Raw genomic sequence first — 18,601 nt, 5'->3', positions numbered from 1 at the left:
CGAAAAATGGCATTAACAGGCATAAACCATAAAGCAGCAGTTGTATTAATATGAGTATAATAAATAAAATTGTTTGGTTTGTTTTGGTGGCATTTATTTTTATCTGCTGCAACAGCAATAAAAATCCGTACGAAAATAATTTGGGAATAGAACCCGAAGTAATTGCGCAAATGGATACTGCCAATTATACAAATGTTTTATGGGCCGATTCAGTAAAAAACATAGGCACCATAAAAACAACTGATACAGCGCACATACAATTTCATTTTACCAATACTGGCAATAAACCATTATTTATAATTACAGTGGCACCTGCCTGTGGTTGTACAATTGCAAGCTACTCAAAAGAGCCTGTACAGCCAGGTAAACAAGGCGTGGTAAATGCGGTATATAAATGGAACGGTCAAATTGGTGCCTTGCGTAAAACAATTGCTGTAAGTACAAACACCAAAAATGAACGTTTGCATACACTTGTATTTTATGGAGAAATTGTTAAAGATACAACGTTAGTTACAACAAAATAATTGGCTGCCTGCTGCATTACATTGTGCAGCACAAGTGTGCGACGCAAGAATGATGCACATAGAACAAAAGCCCGGTACATAATATTTTAAGCCTGTATAAACGGCAATTAACAAACAATACATGTATAAATTGTTTACCAGTATTAAAAGCAAATTGTTGGCAATAACTGCCTGTGTTTTTTTTGTAACAATTACAATTTCGTGTAATCAATACAAAAAGAACAGTACACATGCAAATGTGCCTGATGAGAATATTGATGATGGTAAAGCGCTTGCTGCTATACATTGTGCATCCTGCCACCTGTTGCCCGATCCATCTGTTTTAAATGCCGCCAGCTGGGAAAAAGGGGTATTGCCAGCCATGGGCCCACGCCTGGGTATATTTTTTAATGGCTTTAAAGAATATTCCTCTGCAAAATTTGATAGAAATATTGGTGCTTCATTTTATCCATCGCAACCTGTAATAAATTCAATTCAATGGCAGCATATTATAGATTATTACACCGCATTGGCACCGGATAGTTTAGAGGCAGGTAAGCTGGATGAACCTATTGAAAATAACCTGCCGCTTTTTAAGCCAATGCTACCAGCTGTACAATTTAATAATCCCCAAATTTGTTTTGTAGGCATAGATACCATTATGTGGCCCCGTACATTGCTATTGGGCGATGTTACCAGCAGCAGCCTGTATCGCTTTAATAATCATTTGCAAATGACAGATTCTTTGCACGGAGATGGTGCCATAGTAGATATTGATTTTGCAGAAGGCAAATCTATGGCTTGTAATGTTGGTGTAATTGTTCCCAATAATGGCAAATTTGGTTCGGGTAGTAATTTGATTATGACTGCCAACAATACACTTCGGTTAGATACAGTTCGGCTTTTTGACAGTTTGCAAAGACCTGTACAAATGACGGCTACCGATTTTAATATAGATGACAAAGAGGATTATCTGGTTTGTGAATATGGTAATTTAAAAGGGGCGCTATCCTGGATGGAAAATAAGGGTGATAGAAAATATGAACGCCATGTTATTCGCGAAGTGCCGGGCGCAATTAAAGCCTATATAAAAGATTACAATAAAGATGGCTTACCCGATATTTATGTGTTGTTTGCGCAGGGCGATGAAAGCATTTTTTTGTACACCAATAAAGGCAACGGCAAGTTTGACGAAAGCAGGTTGCTGCGTTTTCCTCCCTATAATGGTTCTTCCTATTTTGAGCTGGCAGATTTTAATAAAGATGGCTTCCCGGATATTGTGTATACCTGCGGCGATAATGCCGATTATTCTGCCGTACTAAAGCCTTATCATGGTGTATATATCTATTTAAATGATGGGGCCAATGCATTTACTCAGCAATATTTTTTTCATATAAACGGCTGTTTTAAAGCTATTGCCCGCGACTTTGATAATGACGGCGATTTGGATATTGCAACTATTTCATTTTTTGCCGATTATAAAAACAGGCCCGAAGAAGGTTTTGTGTATTTACAAAACAATGGTAGTCTTTCGTTTAAACCATTTTCTGTTCCGGAAACACAGTCTGGCCGTTGGCTTACTATGAATGCCGGCGATTTAGACGGAGATGGAAAAATAGATTTGGTATTGGGCAACTTTTCTGCCCCAATAATGATTAAATCAAAAGTAGATTTTCAAAAAGGGCCTGCATTTATGGTATTAAAAAATATGGGCAGGTAATTAAACTCATTCCTAATTTGTAACAATACAATTATTTTTACAGCCATAGTATATTACACTTTTAAAAAGTAGTTCATGAAACAGTTTCTTAGCGTATTGCAGCTGCTTATTTGCAGCACCATATTGTTTAGTTGCGATCAGAAAAAAAGCATAGTAATAAATGATGCAGAAGTGTTGCACCAAAACGAAGACCAGCTAACTCAAATAATTATCTACGATGTATTTTCACCACCGGTGGCTTCCCGTATTTATGCCTATACTTCATTGGCATCTTACGAAGCCATTCGCTATGCAGCACCAGGTACGCCTTCTATTGCAGAAAAGCTGAATGGTTTTACCACCATGCCACAGCCAGAAAAGGATAAGGAGTATAACTATACATTAGCAGCCACCAAAGCATTTTGTACTGTTGCATTTAAAATCCGTATTTTTTCTGATACCGTACTGCATCATTACGAAGACTCTATTGAAAACGTATTTAAGCAGCAAATACCACAGGAAGTATACGAACGTTCTATTGCCTTTGGAGATACCATTGGTAAAACCATTTTGGTACGTGCAAAAAAAGATATGTATAAAGAAACCCGTGGTATGCCAAAATACCTGGGCAGTTATATTGATGGTAAATGGCAACCTACCCCACCGGATTATTTTGATGGAACCGAAGCATACTGGCGCTTAATAAAACCATTTGCATTAGACACTGCTTCACAGTTTCGCCCGGCGCCACCATTCCCTTATAGTAAAGATACTACCAGCCCTTTTTACCAAATGGTAAAAGAAGCATACAATACCAGCATTAACTTATCAGATTCAGAAAAAACTATAGCCAGTTACTGGGATGATAACCCTTTTGTAATGCAGCACGCCGGCCACTTAATGTTTGCCAACAAAAAAATTACACCAGGTGGCCATTGGATGGGTATAACCGCCATTGCCTGCCGTACATCTAATGCAGATGCGGTTAAAACGGCACAGGCGTATTGCCTTACCTCCATTGCCCTGCTGGATGGTTTTATAAGCTGCTGGGATGCTAAATTTAGTTATGAATATGTTCGCCCCATAACGGTAATTAATAATTGGTTCGACAGAGCATGGAATTCTTACCTGCAAACGCCGCCATTCCCAGAGTATACCAGTGGTCACAGTACCATTACATCGTCTGCGGCTACCGTATTAACCAAGCTTTTTGGCGATAATTTTGCCTTTCACGATAACAGCGATTCTGCCTATATTGGCATGACAAGGGATTTTACTTCCTTCAAACAGGCCGCAGCAGAAGCATCGGTAAGCCGTTTATACGGTGGTATACATTTCAGGCCAAGTCTCGATACAGGTTTGGCGCGTGGCGCAATGGTAGGCAATAACCTGTTAACAAAACTGGGGATGAGGTAGTAATAGTGCAGGTACTAGATATGCACAATGTCACTTGTATTTTTGAGCAGTATAACCGCTAAAATGATACCAGCTGCAAAGCCCTGATGTATCATTCTTGCGTCGCAATCCGTTCATCTGTAGAATAGGCATTGGGCAAACAAGCAATACAATATTGAAGATAATAATCGATATTGCACCTGCAGCCAAATATTGTGATGCAGTAAAAGTGCTTGCGACGCAACGATGCTGCCATGCATATATCAGCTGGTATTTTAATGCCTCATACACTTTTATTGAATTTAGATTTTTTACATAAAACATTTGCGCAACACTAATTAACGATGAGGTTTTTTGTACTGCTAACATATTTTATTTTTTGCTTTTCCTTTATATCGAAGGGGCAGTTTTGCAGTGGCAATTTAGGAGATCCCGTTATTAATCAAACCTTTGGTGCTGGCAGGGCTTTTGTAATGCCACCCCATGCCACTACTTATGATGTTGCAGGCAGCTGCCCGGGTAAAGGCCAATATTTAATAAGCAGCTTTATTTTTGGTTGTGGGCCCGACCGTACCTGGCTGCAAATGATTGGTGATCATACCCGTGATTTAAACGGTAATTATATGCTGGTTAATGCAGAGAATACAGCGGGTACCGTTTATACAGATACAGCTAAAAATCTTTGCCCCAATACAAACTATGTATTTTCGGCCTGGATTTCTAATGCCATGCAAAGTATTACCTGTGGCGGTCAGTCAGTGCTTGCCAATTTAACCCTTACAGTTACTACACTGGATGGTACCCTACTTGGAACTACCAATACAGGAGATATACCCACGGCTTTTGACAGAATATGGAAACAATATGGTGTAGCCATTAGCACACCACCAAATACTGAGCAGGTAATTGTTAGTATTACTACCAATCCAAAACCGGGTTGCGGTAGTGGATTTGTACTGGATGATATAACTTTTCGCAGTTGTGGTCCGGCAGTAAACATTACATTAGATGGCAGCACCGAACCAGGTAATGTTTGTGCAGATTATCCCAATCCTTTTATTTTGGAAGGCGCTTATTCAACCGGTTTTGCTGATCCTGCGGTACAGTGGCAAAGTAGTTTGGATTCTGGTAAAACCTGGGTAGATATTCCGGGTGAAACTACAACTATCTATGCCATACCCAGAAGATTAACCGGATCTGTTGATTATAGAATGGTAATGGCAGAGAGAGGTAGCATTAATTCCCTTAATTGCCGTATAGCTTCTAATGGCATACATACCGATATTCATCCCCTGCCGCCCCATAATCCACCGCAGGATTTAATAGGTTGTTTAGATAAAAATTTGGCATTGCCTGTGGCAGATCCATCAGCATTGCAGGTGTTATGGACAGGTGTTGGAGGTTATTCTTCCACCCTTGCAGCATCTGTGGTACCAAAGCTACAATATGCGGATACAGGATTGTATACCTTAAAAGAAACCTTTTATTTTGGTTGTGTATCGCTGGATAGTTTTTATTTGAAAATATTCCCGGGCACTACTATTTATACTGAACCAACTTACCCAATTTGCGAGGGGTTAAGCGAGCAATTGAGTGCAACCGCAACAGATGGTGATAGCTTTAAATGGTTTCCATCAACCGGTTTGTCTAATGATGCAATTGCAAACCCAATTGCAAGGCCAACCGATTCAACAGAATATAAAGTGGTTGTTACCAATTCTTTTGGTTGTAAAGATTCTGCTTTTCTTAAAATAGATGTATATAGAAACCCGGTAGCCAATGCAGGAATTGATAAGGTAATTCTTGCCGGTGATACCGCTGTTTTAAGTGCTGCGGTAAAAGGTACTTCCGTTAGTTATGAGTGGACACCATCGCTTTTTTTAAGTGATGTGCATGCAGTACAGCCATTGGCTTTTCCTACAGAGAATCAATTGTATACTTTATCGGTTTTTTCTAATGTGGGTTGTGGTGCTGCAACAGATGATGTGCTGGTAAAAGTGTATAGTGATATTTTTATTCCTACAGCATTTACCCCAAATGGTGATGGCATTAATGATCGGTTTCAGGTGCTGCCATTAGACAATTATGCTATTGTACAAATGATTGTGTATAACAGATGGGGCCAGCTAATGTATACCTCAAAAGATAAATATAGCTCCTGGGATGGAACATATAAAGGCATGGTGCAGCCAACGGGATCTTATGTGTATAGGGTAGAATTACTTAGCCCGCAGGGTAGAAGAATTATTAAGCAGGGATCTGTTATGCTTTTGCATTAATATTTAGGCTGTTTAAAGATGCTCATTGTTATAGTGCACAAGTGTGCGACGCAAGTGATGATGCCATAAAATTTTACTGCCCGGTCACACAAAATATATTACAGTTTGTATTTGCTTTTTTGGGAAAATTAGTTTTTTAAAGCATTTCTGTTTGTAATTTACACACCTAAACAAATAACTCATGAAACGCAATGCAACTGCCGTTTGGAACGGCTCTGGTAAAGAGGGTAACGGACACCTTACCACTCAAAGTACCGTACTGGATAAAACACAATATTCTTTTAACTCACGTTTTGCAGAAGGTATTGGTACAAATCCTGAAGAGTTGATAGCCGCCGCACATGCAGGCTGTTTTGCCATGAAACTTAGTTTTGTTTTGGGTGCTGCTGGTTTTACTCCTGATACATTGGATGTGACGGCCGTTATTAATCTGGATACTGCTAAAGGTGCTATTACCAATTCTCATTTGGTGTTAAAAGCTACCATACCAGGCATTAGTAAAGAACAATTTGATGCTGCTGCTGCAGAAGCAAAAGCCAATTGCCCTATAAGCTTATTGCTGAATGCAGAAATTACTTTGGAAGCTGAATTGTTATAAACCGGCAAAGTAATTACATGATAAAAGTTGCAGGCATTCCATTCGATGCTAACTCTTCGTTTTTAAAAGGATCTTCGTATGCACCACGAAGAATAAGGCTGATGGATATTGATGGATCGGCAAATGCATTTGCCGAAAATGGATTGGAAGTGTTGAATGGAGTGACTTACAACGATATGGGCGATATTAATTTTGCCAACACCAACCCTGCTGCGGCTTATGAAACAATACACAGCTTTGTAGCTACGCAGTTAATGCCAGATGATAAATTATTGTGTTTGGGTGGCGACCATTCTATTAGTTTCCCCATAATTGCAGCTTATGCAAAGCAATACCCTGATTTGCATATTTTACACATAGATGCACATGCTGATTTGTATGATAATTTTGATGATAATCCATATTCACATGCTTCGCCTTTTGCCAGAATTATGGAAGCGGGATTAGCACAATCTTTAACTCAGGTAGGCATAAGAACACTTAATACCCATCAAAGGGAGCAGGCAAAGCGTTTTGGTGTACATATTACCGCGATGAAAGATTTCACACCGGCATGTATAGATGCAATAAAAGGCCCATTGTATGTTTCTCTTGATTTGGATGTGTTAGACCCTGCATTTGCACCAGGTGTATCGCATCACGAACCGGGTGGTTTATCTACCAGACAGTTATTGCAACTATTGCAAAATATTAAAGTGCCTGTAGTGGGTGCAGATATAGTGGAATATAACCCAACCCGTGATGTACATAATATGACGGCCATGGTGGCGTATAAACTGCTAAAAGAACTTATTGCTATAATGGTATAATATTTAGCCAAATTAAAATAATGCATATGCCCATTACTATTCGCCGGGCCTGTTTGGATGATATAGATAAAATAACTCCTTTATTTAATGCCTACAGGATTTTTTATGGCCAGCCGGCAGATATGGAAGGCGCTTTAGCGTTTATAACTGCCCGGCTTACGCTTAATGAAAGTGTTATTTTTATAGCATTTGATAATGAAACGGCAGTAGGTTTTACTCAGTTATACCCCATTTTTAGTTCAGTAAGTATGCAACGTGCCTGGTTGCTGAACGATTTATTTGTGCATACCGCTGCAAGAGGCAAAGGTGCTGGTACGGCATTGCTAAATGCGGCTAAAACATTTGGACGCGATACCCAAAGCAAATGGCTGCTGCTGGAAACGGCCCCGGATAATACCAAGGCGCAGGCCTTATACGAGCAAAACGGCTGGATCAAATCTGACGAATTTTTTTACACCTTTGGTTTGTAATAATTCTGGCTGCATAGGGTTAAACAGTACAAGAGTGCGACGCAACGGCAGCTAAATGCCTGCTATGCAGACCGGCTAATCATTATTCTCATCTGTAGCTGGTTTAAGAAATGATTATAAATTGGCTTAAGGCGCCTGCTTTTTTTGTGTATCTGGGTTTAGTTATTATATTCATTGTTCAATCCCCAAAAAATTGCATTATGAAAAAAATTTTAGCCCTCTCAGGCTGTTGTATAGTATTATTATCCTGCTCAAAAAACATAAAAGATCAGCAGGCCATTGCATCGGCAGATGCGCAGGATTTGAAAAGCAGTCAGTTGCAATTAAACCAATATATTAAAGATCAGTTTCAGCAAACAGGCTATTTTAACTGGAAGGATGCCAGCGATGAAATGGTATGGACAGCAATGCAAAGCACTGATAATATTATTGCGGTTGGCTATAAACCTTTACAGGAAAAAAGCATTGAAAACCGCCTGCACACCATTAATATAAACGATGCAAAATGGTCTGCAGCCAAACAGCAGGTGATGCAATTGATTTATAACAGTGAACGTAAATTTAACCCTTCAATTCGCATTGAAAATATGGAAGTTTGGAAGGAAAAGGTATTACCTGTTATTGATGTAAAAATTACCAGTATTGAAACCCTGAAATTGTTACGTAAAAGTGGATTGGTACGGTATGCCGAACCCATGGGATACGATCCTATTAAAGAGTTTGATAACGAAGCTGCACTGGCTTCAGGCGGTATTGGCGGAGGTAGTGGTTGCGGTGGTTATAATGGCAATACCAGCCTTTTAGCTGGGTCTGATTATTCAGTAGTAAGTCCTAATGCTAAAGTTTCCTGGAATTATACATACCATGGCATACAAAATGCCTGGACAAAATCAACCGGTGCCGGAGTAAAAGTAATGGTGATTGATAGTGGTGTAAGCCCCGATCAGGCTAATTTGGGCAGCGAGTTTAATCAGGGATTATCATCGGGCAGAACTATTGAAAAAATGTTTACGTTGCCTGGAGAAATAAGTTCTGATGACCCTTGTGGCCATGGTACGGCTATGAGTGGGGCAGTTGCTGCACCGCGTTGTGCCGATGGTAATGCCTGTGGTGTTGCTTACAACTGCAATTTTGTAATTTGCCGCGCCACACGTGATGTGTATCTTGACGAAAGCAGCGAAGTAAAAGGTGTAAGCGATGCCTATACCTGGGCTGCTGACAATAGCACTGTTCAAATTATTAGCATGAGCCTTGGCCGTGTTACCGGCAGCGGGCAAATTAAAGATGCCATTCAATATGCCAGTGGTAAAGGCAAATTAATGTTTTGTGCCGGGGGTACATCTTTTAGCTGGACGGCTTTTTTTGTGGGTGTTATTTTCCCTGCCAGCCTTACCGAAGTACAGGCCATTACAGGTGTTAAAGATGCACCAGCATTAAATGCTTGTGCCGATTGTCATAAGGGTAAACAGATTGATTATGTAATTGTAATGGAAAAACAATCAACAGGTTTACATGCACTTAGTACGGCTATGACAGGTGATGTGCCTACCACGGTAGGTGGTTCATCTGTATCTACGGCAACCGCTGCAGGAATAGCTGCATTGGTTTGGAGCAAGAACCCAACTTTTACCAGAGACGATGTTTTAAATAAATTAACTACCACTGCCAGTGGTTACCCTACCAAGTCTAAAAATTATGGATGGGGCAAGTTAAATGCTGATGCCGCTACCAATTAATTATGTTTGCTTATGAGTCAACTAAACCTGCTTTTTACCGGGCAGGTTTTTTTTATGTTTTTAATACCGGCTCCAGGTACAAATGGCATCGCCGCTTGCGTCGCAATCCTTTCAGGGTTCCACATTTATGGCAACAAAAAATACTAGTAACTACAAATAAAAAAAGCGCAACAAGTAGCAATTAACTTGTTGCGCTTTTTACATAAGATTAAACAACTAAACAAAAATTAATATAATAATCTGTGCTACCAAAATGCGCAAAAACATAGTAAGCGGGTATACACTGGCATATACAATTGCCGGTGCATCAGAGCCTACCATTTTGGTGGTAAACGATAATGCAGGAGGATCGGTGGAAGCGCCAGCCAGTAAACCAAATATTTCCAGAAAATTTAGCTTGCAGAAAAACTTACCTACCAGACTGGTAATTATCAAAGGAATGATGGTAATGCACAGGCCCAGTAAAACCAATGTTAACCCTTGCGATGACAGGATGGTTTGTACAAATGCTGGTCCGGCTTTTAACCCAACGCTGGATAAGAATAGCACAATACCAATTTCTCTAACCATATAATTGGCGCTTTGTGTAACATAAGATGTTATTGGGAAAAGGCTGCCATACCTGCTAATAAGAATTGCGGCAATTAATGGCCCGCCAGCCAAACCCAGTTTTACAGGAACCGGTATGCCAGGGAATGCCAATGGAATACTGCCAAAAATAACACCAATGGCAATGCCAATAAATAAGCCGGCAATATTGGGCTCGGAGAGTTGTTTTTTAGAATTGCCAAATTCCTTGGCCAATTCATCCACATGGTTTTCGTAACCTATAACGGTTACAATATCGCCAAATTGCAGGCGTGTGTGGCCATTGGGAATAAACTCAATACCAGAACGAAATACCCTGGAAATGGTAACACCGTGGTGGTTAATTACATCCAGCTCTGATAGGGGATGGGTGCACACTTCCTTTCGGGTAACATTGATTTTTTTGGTAACCAGCGATACATCTGTACTATACAGGTCTTCATTACACTCGCTGCCAATAAGGGTTTTTAGCCTTTCCATATCAGCAGGATTGGCCACAATTCTTACAAAATCGTTTTCGTGTAAAATGGTATCTTTTGTGCCGGGACTAATTACATTGTTATGCATTATCCTTGTAACTACAAATTTTGTTTGAATGGTATCGAAAATGGTTTTAACTGCTTTGCCAACCAATGCAGGATTTTCTACCCTTAAAGTTATTTTTTCCGGTTTGGGAGAACTGCTTTTTGTTTTTTCTTCGTAAGCAGCTTTCTCTTTTTCGATATTTATTTTAAACACCCATTTTAAAATAATTACCACCAGTATAATACCAATTACACCGCCGGGGTATGCAATGGCATAATAACTGCCCAAAGATGGGATATTGTTTAGATTGGTATGTAAAATAGCAAGATCTTTTACGGTTTGCTGGGCCGCACCCAAGCCTGGGGTATTGGTAACTGCGCCAGACATTAAACCTACCAGGGATGGTATAGGTATATCAGTTAAAAAGAAAATAACAATTACTACCGCTACACTTAGGAATATGCAAAGTATAGCCAGCAAATTGAGTGTAAGGCCTTGTTTTTTTAGTGAGGCAAAAAAGCCGGGGCCTACTTGCAGGCCCATGGTGTATACAAATAAAATTAGACCAAAATCTTTTATATATTCAAGCACATGCTCATCAATGGAAAAGCCAAAATTGCCCATGATTATTCCGGTAAATAATACACAGGCTATACCAAAGCTTAACCCTTTGTAACCCAACTTACCCAGTAATACGCCTGAGAAAATTACAATGGCATATACCAGTATTATGTAAGCTGGTGAGGAATGGTTGCTGAACAGCTCTATAATCCAGTTCATAATATAAAGTTGAAATGATTGGTATTGCTGGTGTAAAAAGGATGTATTGGATTGGGCTGCTTGGTACTATTTATTTGCTGCCTGTTGGTTTGGTGTACAAGAGTGCGACGCAAGGATGTTGAATAGTAATAAAAAGCCCGGCCAAACATATATATTATTTATGTAAGGTACTTGAAACATATGATGCGTAGCCTTGCACCAGCATTAAAAGTGAACCGGCATTCCTTTTTGAATGCTTATTCCTGTTGGCGTTTGCACTGCCAGGAATGCCGGTTGCCAAATATTTAAGCCTGCTCTGGCTGCTGACCCCAATGTTCGGGTGAGCGCCATAGAGAGGAGAGTAATAGCTCTCTCATGAAGAAAAATTCTTTTGGCAGTTTATCATAAAAACGGGAGAACAATTCTTCGTGGGAGAGAAGTTCCTGTTTCCATGGTTCACGGTCGATTGTCATGATTTTAGTGAAATCGTCTTTGGTAAAATCAGATCCTTCCCATGACATGTCTTCGTATCGTGGTACCCAGCCCACAGGGCTTTCTACTGCAGAGGCATTGCCTTTTACACGTTCTACAATCCATTGTAAAACCCTCATGTTTTGGCCAAAACCGGGCCATATAAATTTGCCGTCTTCGTCTTTTCTAAACCAGTTAACGCTGAATATACGTGGCGCATTTGGAATATCGCGGCCAAACTGTAGCCAGTGGTTGATATAATCGCCTATGTTGTAGCCCATAAAGGGCAGCATAGCATATGGGTCTCTTCTTACTTTACCAATTTCGCCAAAGGCAGCTGCTGTCATTTCGCTGCCCATTGTGGCGGCAAGGTATACACCAAAGTTCCAGTTAAATGATTGATAAACCAATGGAATAACTGTACTGCGGCGGCCACCGAATATAAAAGCTTCTATGTGTACACCATTGGGGTCGTTCCAATTGGGATCTACTGCTGGGTTTTGGTAAGCGGGTGCTGTAAACCTGGAATTGGCATGTGCTGCGGGTTTGCCGCTGTTAGGATCCCATGGTTCACCATGCCAATCGGTTAATCCCTCTGGTGCGGTTGGTGTTAAACCTTCCCACCATACGTCACCATCAGAAGTTAAAGCCACATTGGTATAAATGGTATTGGCTTTAATAGACTCCATGGCATTTGGGTTGGTTTTATAGTTAGTGCCGGGGGCAACGCCAAAATAACCAGATTCAGGATTGATGGCATATAATCCACCGTCCTTACCTTTATGTATCCAGGCAATATCATCTCCAACAGTTGTAATTTTCCAGCCATCCATTTCTTTTGGAGGAATAAGCATGGCAAAGTTAGTTTTGCCACATGCACTGGGGAAGGAGGCGGCTACATAGGTTTTTTCTTTTTTGGGAGATTCTACACCCATGATTAACATATGCTCTGCCAGCCAGTTTTCTTCGCGGCCCATTACAGAGGCAATGCGTAAAGCAAAACATTTTTTACCCATTAGCGCATTACCACCATAACCACTACCATAAGAAATCACCATCCTTTCTTCGGGAAAATGTGAAATGTATTTGGTGGTTGGGTTACAGGGCCATTTAACATCCTGCTGGCCTTCTTCAAGCGGTGCGCCTAATGCATGAAAACATTTTACATATTCAGTATCGTGTATATAAGGTAAAACACTATCTCCCATGCGTGTCATTATATACATGTTTACCACTACATATTCTGAATCGGTTAACTGTACACCGTAACGGGAATAAGGTGAACCAACTGGTCCCATACAAAATGGAATTACGTACATGGTACGGCCATGCATAGAACCTTTGGTAAGATCATTTAGAATTTGTTTCATTTTAGATGGATCCATCCAATTATTAGTGGGGCCGGCATCTTCTTTTCTACGGCTGCAGATAAAAGTTTTGTCTTCTACGCGGGCAACATCACTGGGATCGCTGAAACAGGCATAACTATTTGGTCTTTTTTCTTGGTTTAATTTTATAAATGTGCCTTTTTCAACAAGGTAATTACAAATTGTATCGTATTCTTCTTTTGAACCGTTGCACCAATATACTTTGTCTGCTTCAGTATGATTTGCGATAGTTTCTACCCAATGTTGCAGTTCTGTTTTGTCTGAAGTGTTGCTAATTAGCGGGAATGAAATTTTTGTCATAAAAAACTAATTATATATTTAAATCTAATAATATGAAATGATATTGCAAATTAATTTCAGGCTATTGCCCGGGATATAGTGTGGAAGTTTAAGATTTAGTGTTATTCCGGGAAGCAGTTGATTAAATATTGCCTTATCATTTGTAGTACATGACAAAAGTAGAATCGGCAGCACCCCTAAAACATGAGGAATATCATGTTTTATCATGATTAATCGTACATGATAAAAAAAAATATTTGTTGAATTTTGGTACTTTATTTCAAAAAAGAATATTCATCTAACAATTTAATATAAGGCTATTTTTTTTGTAATAATTCTTTTACAGATTATGTTATTGTAAACTATTGTTTGCCTATGATGCTTACTATAAACAAATTTATCCCATACTGGCCGCAGCTATAAAACCTGGCTTTGTTCTGTGTTTGGTTGCCTGCTCAAATACATAAGCTATATCTATAATAGCCTGTTCCTGGTATGCGCCTGCCATAAAGGAAATACCAACAGGTAAATCATGTACCATACCCATAGGTAAGGTAATATGCGGGTAGCCTGCAATAGCTGCTGGAGTAGAAAACGAAAAGCCGGTATCGTAGTCTCCGTTTATAAGGTCAATGCAACAGGCAACACCATTACTTACTGCTGCAATAGCATCCAACTGATGTTCTTTCAATAGTGCGTCAATGATACCCCGGGATTGCAGTATATTATGTAAGGCAGTGGTATATTCTTTACTGGACAGGTCGCCCTTTGCATTACTTTTTTCCAGTATTTCCTGTTTAAAAAATGGCATGGCCGTGGCTTCATTTTTTTTATTAAATGCCATCACCTCTTCAATAGATTTTACCGGTGCTGTAGCTGTAGATAAGTACTTGTTTACTCCATCTTTAAATTCGTAGAGTAAAACATCATATTCACCTTCAATGTCATTAATGCTTTTCATCAGGTCTGTTTCTATAATAATAGCACCCTGGGCCTTTAATGTTTCAATTGCATTCTTATATAATTGAACCACGCCTTCATGGCCGTGAAGAAAAGATTGTTCTACGCCAATTCTTTTACCTGAAAGTGTACTTGTTGCCAATGAGGCGGAATAGTCTTTAGAAGCTTTCCCCATGCTGTTTCTGGTAACTGCATCCGCTTCATCAACACCTGCTAAGGCAGCTAAAAATATGGCAGCATCTTTAACGGTTCTTGCCATGGGGCCGGCAGTATCCTGTGTGGCAGAAATAGGAATAATACCTGTTCTGCTTAGTAAACCTACAGTTGGTTTTATACCCACAATTCCATTTACAGACGAAGGCGATATAATAGAGCCATTCGTTTCCGTGCCAATGGCAACTGCGCATAAATTAGCTGCAACAGCGCTGCCCGTTCCGGCACTGGAACCTGATGGATTTCTGTCTAAGCGATAAGGGCATTTGGTTTGCCCGCCCCTGCTGCTCCACCCGCTGGTAGATCTTTCCGATCTGAAATTAGCCCATTCGCTTAAATTGGTTTTGCCTAACAATACTGCACCAGCACTCCTCAATTGCTGTACAATAAATGCATCGGTGGCGGCAATATTGCCGGTTAGGGCAGATGCACCTGCCGTAGTCATCATTTTATCAGCGGTATTAATATTGTCTTTTATTAAAACAGGTATTCCATGCATGGGGCCTCTTACCTTGCCAGATTTACGTTCTTTATCCATAGCTTCAGCAATAGCTATGGCATCCGGGTTTAGTTCAATAACTGCATTTAAACTAGGGCCACTTTTATCAATTGCTGCAATACGGTCAAGGTATAATTTGGTAATGGATGTTGCTGTAAGTTCACCAGATTGCATTTTTTGTTGCAGCACCTCAATCGTTACTTCATTCAATTCAAAATCATCTTTAAAAACATCGTCTGTAAGCTTTGTTGGTTCCTTTTTTTCAGTGGCCACTTCGTTACAAGAGGCTACAGTTAGAGATCCAACGGCCAGGCTGGCCAAAGATCCGTTTCTAAGAAAATGTCTTCTGTTCATACATTCACTTTTATTTATTGAGTAAGTTACTATCCAAATGAATTGAATGTATAAAATGTTTATGAACCCGGCTTTAGATATTCAGTTTGGCTTTAGTTGCGTCGCACTCTTTTACTTTCATCCACATGGCAGCAATAGCTTTTATAGGATTATGCTGTAAACTATAATCAAATTTTTTATTACAAAATCTAATTTCTTATTGCCTTTATTGCTGATGCCATAAAAGAGGAACCCTGAACCGAGCGTGGCAAGTAAAGCCCAATTATTTATCGGCTGCCTGCTACATTATTCTGCCAATCTTAATAGCGGACGGGTTAAGCAGGTAGGTCCGCCTCCGCCTTTAACACTTATATCATCGCCTTTGTATACAATTACTTCGCAACCAGCTTTTTCAAGGGCTAGTTTAGTTTGCGGATTACCCTCTACCATCACGCATTTGCGCGGTGCAATTGCCAATACATTACAACCCATGCTGTCAAATTCTGCATCTGGCACTTCTATTAGCTGGTAACCTACTTGCAACAAATAATTTCTAAAAGCAATTGGCATTAAGGGCGAGTAAACCACGGCCAGGTCTTTATCAACCGGACTTAAAATAGACATCAGGTGAAAAACATCTGATGGACCTTTATAGTGCGGCAAAGGAACGGTATTGATGTTTATACCTTTGGGTGTTAGCAATGCTTTTAATTGGTTAATACCTGCTTCGTTGGTGCGATAGGTATTTCCTACCGCTAAAGTAGTTTCGTTAAGCCATGCCAGGTCGCCGCCTTCGATGGTGCCGGGTGCAATGATACTGCCCAAAACATGTTCGCAATTGGCGGCATAGGTTTTTAATTGTGCCAGTGGCTCTTGGCTACGGGCAGCTTTACCCATATTGCATAAAATAATACCGTAATTGGTGGCAATAGAAGCATCGCGACAATAAATAGAATCCATGTTTACGGTTGCATTCTCAGGGAAGTACCTTACTTCAATATTATTTGACGTGAAAATATTTTCAAAAGCCTTATACTCGGAAATGGATTTTGTTATATCTGGCTGAGAAAGATAGTTGAGCGTTTGCCAGTGTTGTGCTATATGTTCGTTACTGATAAAAGCCGCTGCCGCACTTTTTATATAAACTGTTTGCAACCTGGCATATTCTGAATGCGCTGTTGTATTCATAGTTTTTTATTTTGTTGTATAATAATCCATGCATAAAAGGGGATGCCTGCCATAAGTAGTATAAACCCCCAATACACCACTTCTTCTCCAGAGCCGGCCACCGCCCACAATGAAAATGTAAATGCCAGCAGCCCATGCAGCATTATTTTAAATGTTTTGGCTGGGGGGTGTTTTTTTTGTTTTAACTCAAGAATTACATAGGCAGTAGCTGATAGCAGGTAGGGCACCAGTACGGTTAGTGTAGTTAAAAGAATCAGGAATTTGAATTGATCGGCAAGACTTTTGGTATAATTCATTGTCATAACAACAGATACAAGTATGCTGCCAATAATAATTCCGGTAGCCGGAACCCCTTTTTTATTTTGTTGTTTAAAAATGGCGGGAAATAATTTATCTGTGGCAATAGCTGCAGGTACCTGCCCCTGAATTAAAATCCAGCCATTTAAAGCGCCAAATGCAGCAATGGCAGCACCAGCACTTACAAAATAGGCAGCGTAAGGTCCGTATATAATAACAGCAGCATCTGCCAAAGGTGTAACAGAATGGCTGAGTGTATCAGCAGGTATAATGCCCATCATTACTACGCTGCAAAGAATATAGATAAAAGTAGTAAGTAGTGTACCCAGCATGGTGGCTTTTGGAATAGTAACAGTTGGGTTTGCCACATTGGCGGCAGGAATTGTGGCACATTCCATGCCCAGAAATGCAAAGAACGTAAGTGCTGTAGTATTGGTTAAGGCTGTAAATGTGCTGGTATTACTGGTGTTAAATGCGGGGAAATGATGTGTGTTTATAAAAAAAATACCCGCAATACCAACCGCCAGCAAAGGAATGATTTTTAAAATGGTGGTAAATAGTTGAACTATACCTGAGGTGATAATACCCAGGGTATTTATGTAAGTAAGTAACCATATAGCTGAAAGTCCTGTACCTATTGCCGCAATTGAACTGGTAGCCAATACCGGGAAAAATGTACTCAATGCACTTACCAGAGAAACAGCTATGGCAGCGTTGGTGCACCATACAGATATCCAATAACCCCAGGCTACAATAAAACCGGCAAAATTGCCTAAACCTTCCCGGCTATAAGCATAGGGGCCACCATTGGCTAAGGGCATTATTTTACTAAGGTTGCTAAAGATTTTTGCCAGTAATATAGCGCCGGTTGCAGCACACAACCAACCAGCAATTCCAACAGTTCCATAAGTGGCAAGTGTGGCAGGCATTAAAAATATACCGGCGCCAATCATATTACCCACCACCAGCGAGGTGCTGGTATATAAACCCAGTTTGCGATTTGTTTTTGCCAAAATTGCCCTTTAAAAGTGTGATGAATTTTTAGCTGTTAAGATAGTATAAATGCAGCAGTATCAATAATCATGGTTTTAGTAACAAAAAATGTAGGGGTAGCATAATGTAGTCGAACAATTCACATCCTGATAATTTGAAGAAACCATCTTCAATGCAATAAATAAATATTGCCATATTACCCGTATACAATAAATAAGCGATTAGCGAAAGCTACCGGTTATAGTAACCAGTGTATCCTGCGAGATGGGCTTTATTAAATGCCCTTTAATATTCTTATAACCCAGGGCTTTTTGCTTGTCTTGAATAGAAATGGAGGAGCTTACCAAATACACATGGCTATGCAGATGCAGATGATATTTTTTGTGAATATAGTTGTCAAGAAACTGCCAGCCATCCATTACCGGCATATTTATGTCGAGCAAAATAATATCAGGTAAAGGCTGCGATGCTGCGAGGTGATTTTCTATGGTTTGCATAGCTTTCTCGCCATCTTGGAATTGATGTATGTTTTTGCTTAGCTGCAGGCGCTCAATATCTTTTTTTATAAGCAAAGAGTAAATAAAATCGTCATCAACAATCCAGATAGTTTCTGCCATAC

Annotated in this window: 14 protein-coding genes; 8 read left to right on the top strand and 6 right to left on the bottom strand. The window is 40.0% G+C overall.

Annotated elements, in window-relative coordinates:
• Nucleotides 1-50 precede the first annotated feature (50 nt).
• From GD597_RS14495 to GD597_RS14460, 8 genes are all read left to right on the top strand, one after another.
• Nucleotides 51-524, top strand: coding sequence for a DUF1573 domain-containing protein (locus GD597_RS14495; RefSeq protein WP_216368592.1), 474 nt, complete (start codon nt 51-53; stop codon nt 522-524).
• Between the two features lie 121 nt (nt 525-645).
• Entirely contained in the window at nt 646-2,223 is a 1,578-nt protein-coding gene (locus GD597_RS14490) for an FG-GAP repeat domain-containing protein (protein WP_171608602.1), read from the top strand.
• A gap of 75 nt (nt 2,224-2,298) precedes the next feature.
• Nucleotides 2,299-3,618, top strand: coding sequence for a vanadium-dependent haloperoxidase (locus tag GD597_RS14485; protein WP_171608601.1), 1,320 nt, complete (start codon nt 2,299-2,301; stop codon nt 3,616-3,618).
• Between the two features lie 323 nt (nt 3,619-3,941).
• The gene (locus GD597_RS14480; RefSeq protein WP_171608600.1) at nt 3,942-5,876 is read left to right on the top strand and encodes a gliding motility-associated C-terminal domain-containing protein; all 1,935 of its coding nucleotides are present in this window, start codon (nt 3,942-3,944) and stop codon (nt 5,874-5,876) included.
• 181 nt (nt 5,877-6,057) lie between these two features.
• Nucleotides 6,058-6,474, top strand: coding sequence for an OsmC family protein (locus tag GD597_RS14475; protein WP_171608599.1), 417 nt, complete (start codon nt 6,058-6,060; stop codon nt 6,472-6,474).
• A 17-nt stretch (nt 6,475-6,491) separates the two neighbouring features.
• Complete coding sequence (gene speB, locus GD597_RS14470; protein WP_171608598.1) at nt 6,492-7,283, top strand: agmatinase; 792 nt, start codon at nt 6,492-6,494, stop codon at nt 7,281-7,283.
• A gap of 26 nt (nt 7,284-7,309) precedes the next feature.
• Nucleotides 7,310-7,753: a GNAT family N-acetyltransferase gene (locus tag GD597_RS14465; RefSeq protein ID WP_171608597.1), complete on the top strand. Its 444-nt coding sequence runs from the start codon at nt 7,310-7,312 to the stop codon at nt 7,751-7,753.
• A 200-nt stretch (nt 7,754-7,953) separates the two neighbouring features.
• Complete coding sequence (locus tag GD597_RS14460; RefSeq protein WP_171608596.1) at nt 7,954-9,489, top strand: S8 family peptidase; 1,536 nt, start codon at nt 7,954-7,956, stop codon at nt 9,487-9,489.
• A gap of 216 nt (nt 9,490-9,705) precedes the next feature.
• On the opposite strand, the gene GD597_RS14455 is transcribed toward GD597_RS14460, so the two are convergent.
• The 6 genes from GD597_RS14455 to GD597_RS14430 all read right to left on the bottom strand — a co-directional run bounded on the left by GD597_RS14455 (nt 9,706) and on the right by GD597_RS14430 (nt 18,599).
• Entirely contained in the window at nt 9,706-11,382 is a 1,677-nt protein-coding gene (locus tag GD597_RS14455; RefSeq protein WP_171608595.1) for a putative transporter, read from the bottom strand.
• 284 nt (nt 11,383-11,666) lie between these two features.
• The gene (locus GD597_RS14450) at nt 11,667-13,520 is read right to left on the bottom strand and encodes a phosphoenolpyruvate carboxykinase (GTP) (RefSeq protein ID WP_171608594.1); all 1,854 of its coding nucleotides are present in this window, start codon (nt 13,518-13,520) and stop codon (nt 11,667-11,669) included.
• A 376-nt stretch (nt 13,521-13,896) separates the two neighbouring features.
• On the bottom strand, nt 13,897-15,525 hold the full coding sequence (locus tag GD597_RS14445; RefSeq protein ID WP_171608593.1) for an amidase: 1,629 nt from the start codon (nt 15,523-15,525) through the stop codon (nt 13,897-13,899).
• Between the two features lie 285 nt (nt 15,526-15,810).
• Nucleotides 15,811-16,692, bottom strand: a complete 882-nt coding sequence (locus tag GD597_RS14440) for a dimethylarginine dimethylaminohydrolase family protein (RefSeq protein ID WP_171608592.1) — start codon at nt 16,690-16,692, stop codon at nt 15,811-15,813.
• Nucleotides 16,689-18,002 (bottom strand): amino acid permease, encoded by a 1,314-nt coding sequence (locus tag GD597_RS14435; RefSeq protein WP_171608591.1) that lies wholly within the window; start codon nt 18,000-18,002, stop codon nt 16,689-16,691. The genes GD597_RS14440 and GD597_RS14435 overlap by 4 nt, the downstream gene beginning before the upstream one ends.
• A gap of 201 nt (nt 18,003-18,203) precedes the next feature.
• Entirely contained in the window at nt 18,204-18,599 is a 396-nt protein-coding gene (locus GD597_RS14430) for a response regulator (protein WP_171608590.1), read from the bottom strand.
• Between the last annotated feature and the right edge of the window lie 2 nt (nt 18,600-18,601).

Origin of the sequence: Limnovirga soli (genome assembly GCF_013106755.1) — a bacterium.
GTDB classification, from domain to species: Bacteria; Bacteroidota; Bacteroidia; order Chitinophagales; family Chitinophagaceae; genus Limnovirga; species Limnovirga soli.
Note: the sequence above shows the minus strand (reverse complement) of the source record. Positions and strands in the feature narration are given on the sequence as shown.

Coding starts and splice junctions, on each gene's coding strand:
- GD597_RS14495 (WP_216368592.1), top strand. CDS start 51: ATGAGTATAATAAATAAAATTGTTTGGTTTGTTTTGGTGGCATTTATT.
- GD597_RS14490 (WP_171608602.1), top strand. CDS start 646: ATGTATAAATTGTTTACCAGTATTAAAAGCAAATTGTTGGCAATAACT.
- GD597_RS14445 (WP_171608593.1), bottom strand. CDS start 15,525: ATGAACAGAAGACATTTTCTTAGAAACGGATCTTTGGCCAGCCTGGCC.
- GD597_RS14485 (WP_171608601.1), top strand. CDS start 2,299: ATGAAACAGTTTCTTAGCGTATTGCAGCTGCTTATTTGCAGCACCATA.
- GD597_RS14455 (WP_171608595.1), bottom strand. CDS start 11,382: ATGAACTGGATTATAGAGCTGTTCAGCAACCATTCCTCACCAGCTTAC.
- GD597_RS14475 (WP_171608599.1), top strand. CDS start 6,058: ATGAAACGCAATGCAACTGCCGTTTGGAACGGCTCTGGTAAAGAGGGT.
- GD597_RS14440 (WP_171608592.1), bottom strand. CDS start 16,692: ATGAATACAACAGCGCATTCAGAATATGCCAGGTTGCAAACAGTTTAT.
- GD597_RS14480 (WP_171608600.1), top strand. CDS start 3,942: ATGAGGTTTTTTGTACTGCTAACATATTTTATTTTTTGCTTTTCCTTT.
- GD597_RS14450 (WP_171608594.1), bottom strand. CDS start 13,520: ATGACAAAAATTTCATTCCCGCTAATTAGCAACACTTCAGACAAAACA.
- GD597_RS14430 (WP_171608590.1), bottom strand. CDS start 18,599: ATGGCAGAAACTATCTGGATTGTTGATGACGATTTTATTTACTCTTTG.
- GD597_RS14465 (WP_171608597.1), top strand. CDS start 7,310: ATGCCCATTACTATTCGCCGGGCCTGTTTGGATGATATAGATAAAATA.
- speB (WP_171608598.1), top strand. CDS start 6,492: ATGATAAAAGTTGCAGGCATTCCATTCGATGCTAACTCTTCGTTTTTA.
- GD597_RS14460 (WP_171608596.1), top strand. CDS start 7,954: ATGAAAAAAATTTTAGCCCTCTCAGGCTGTTGTATAGTATTATTATCC.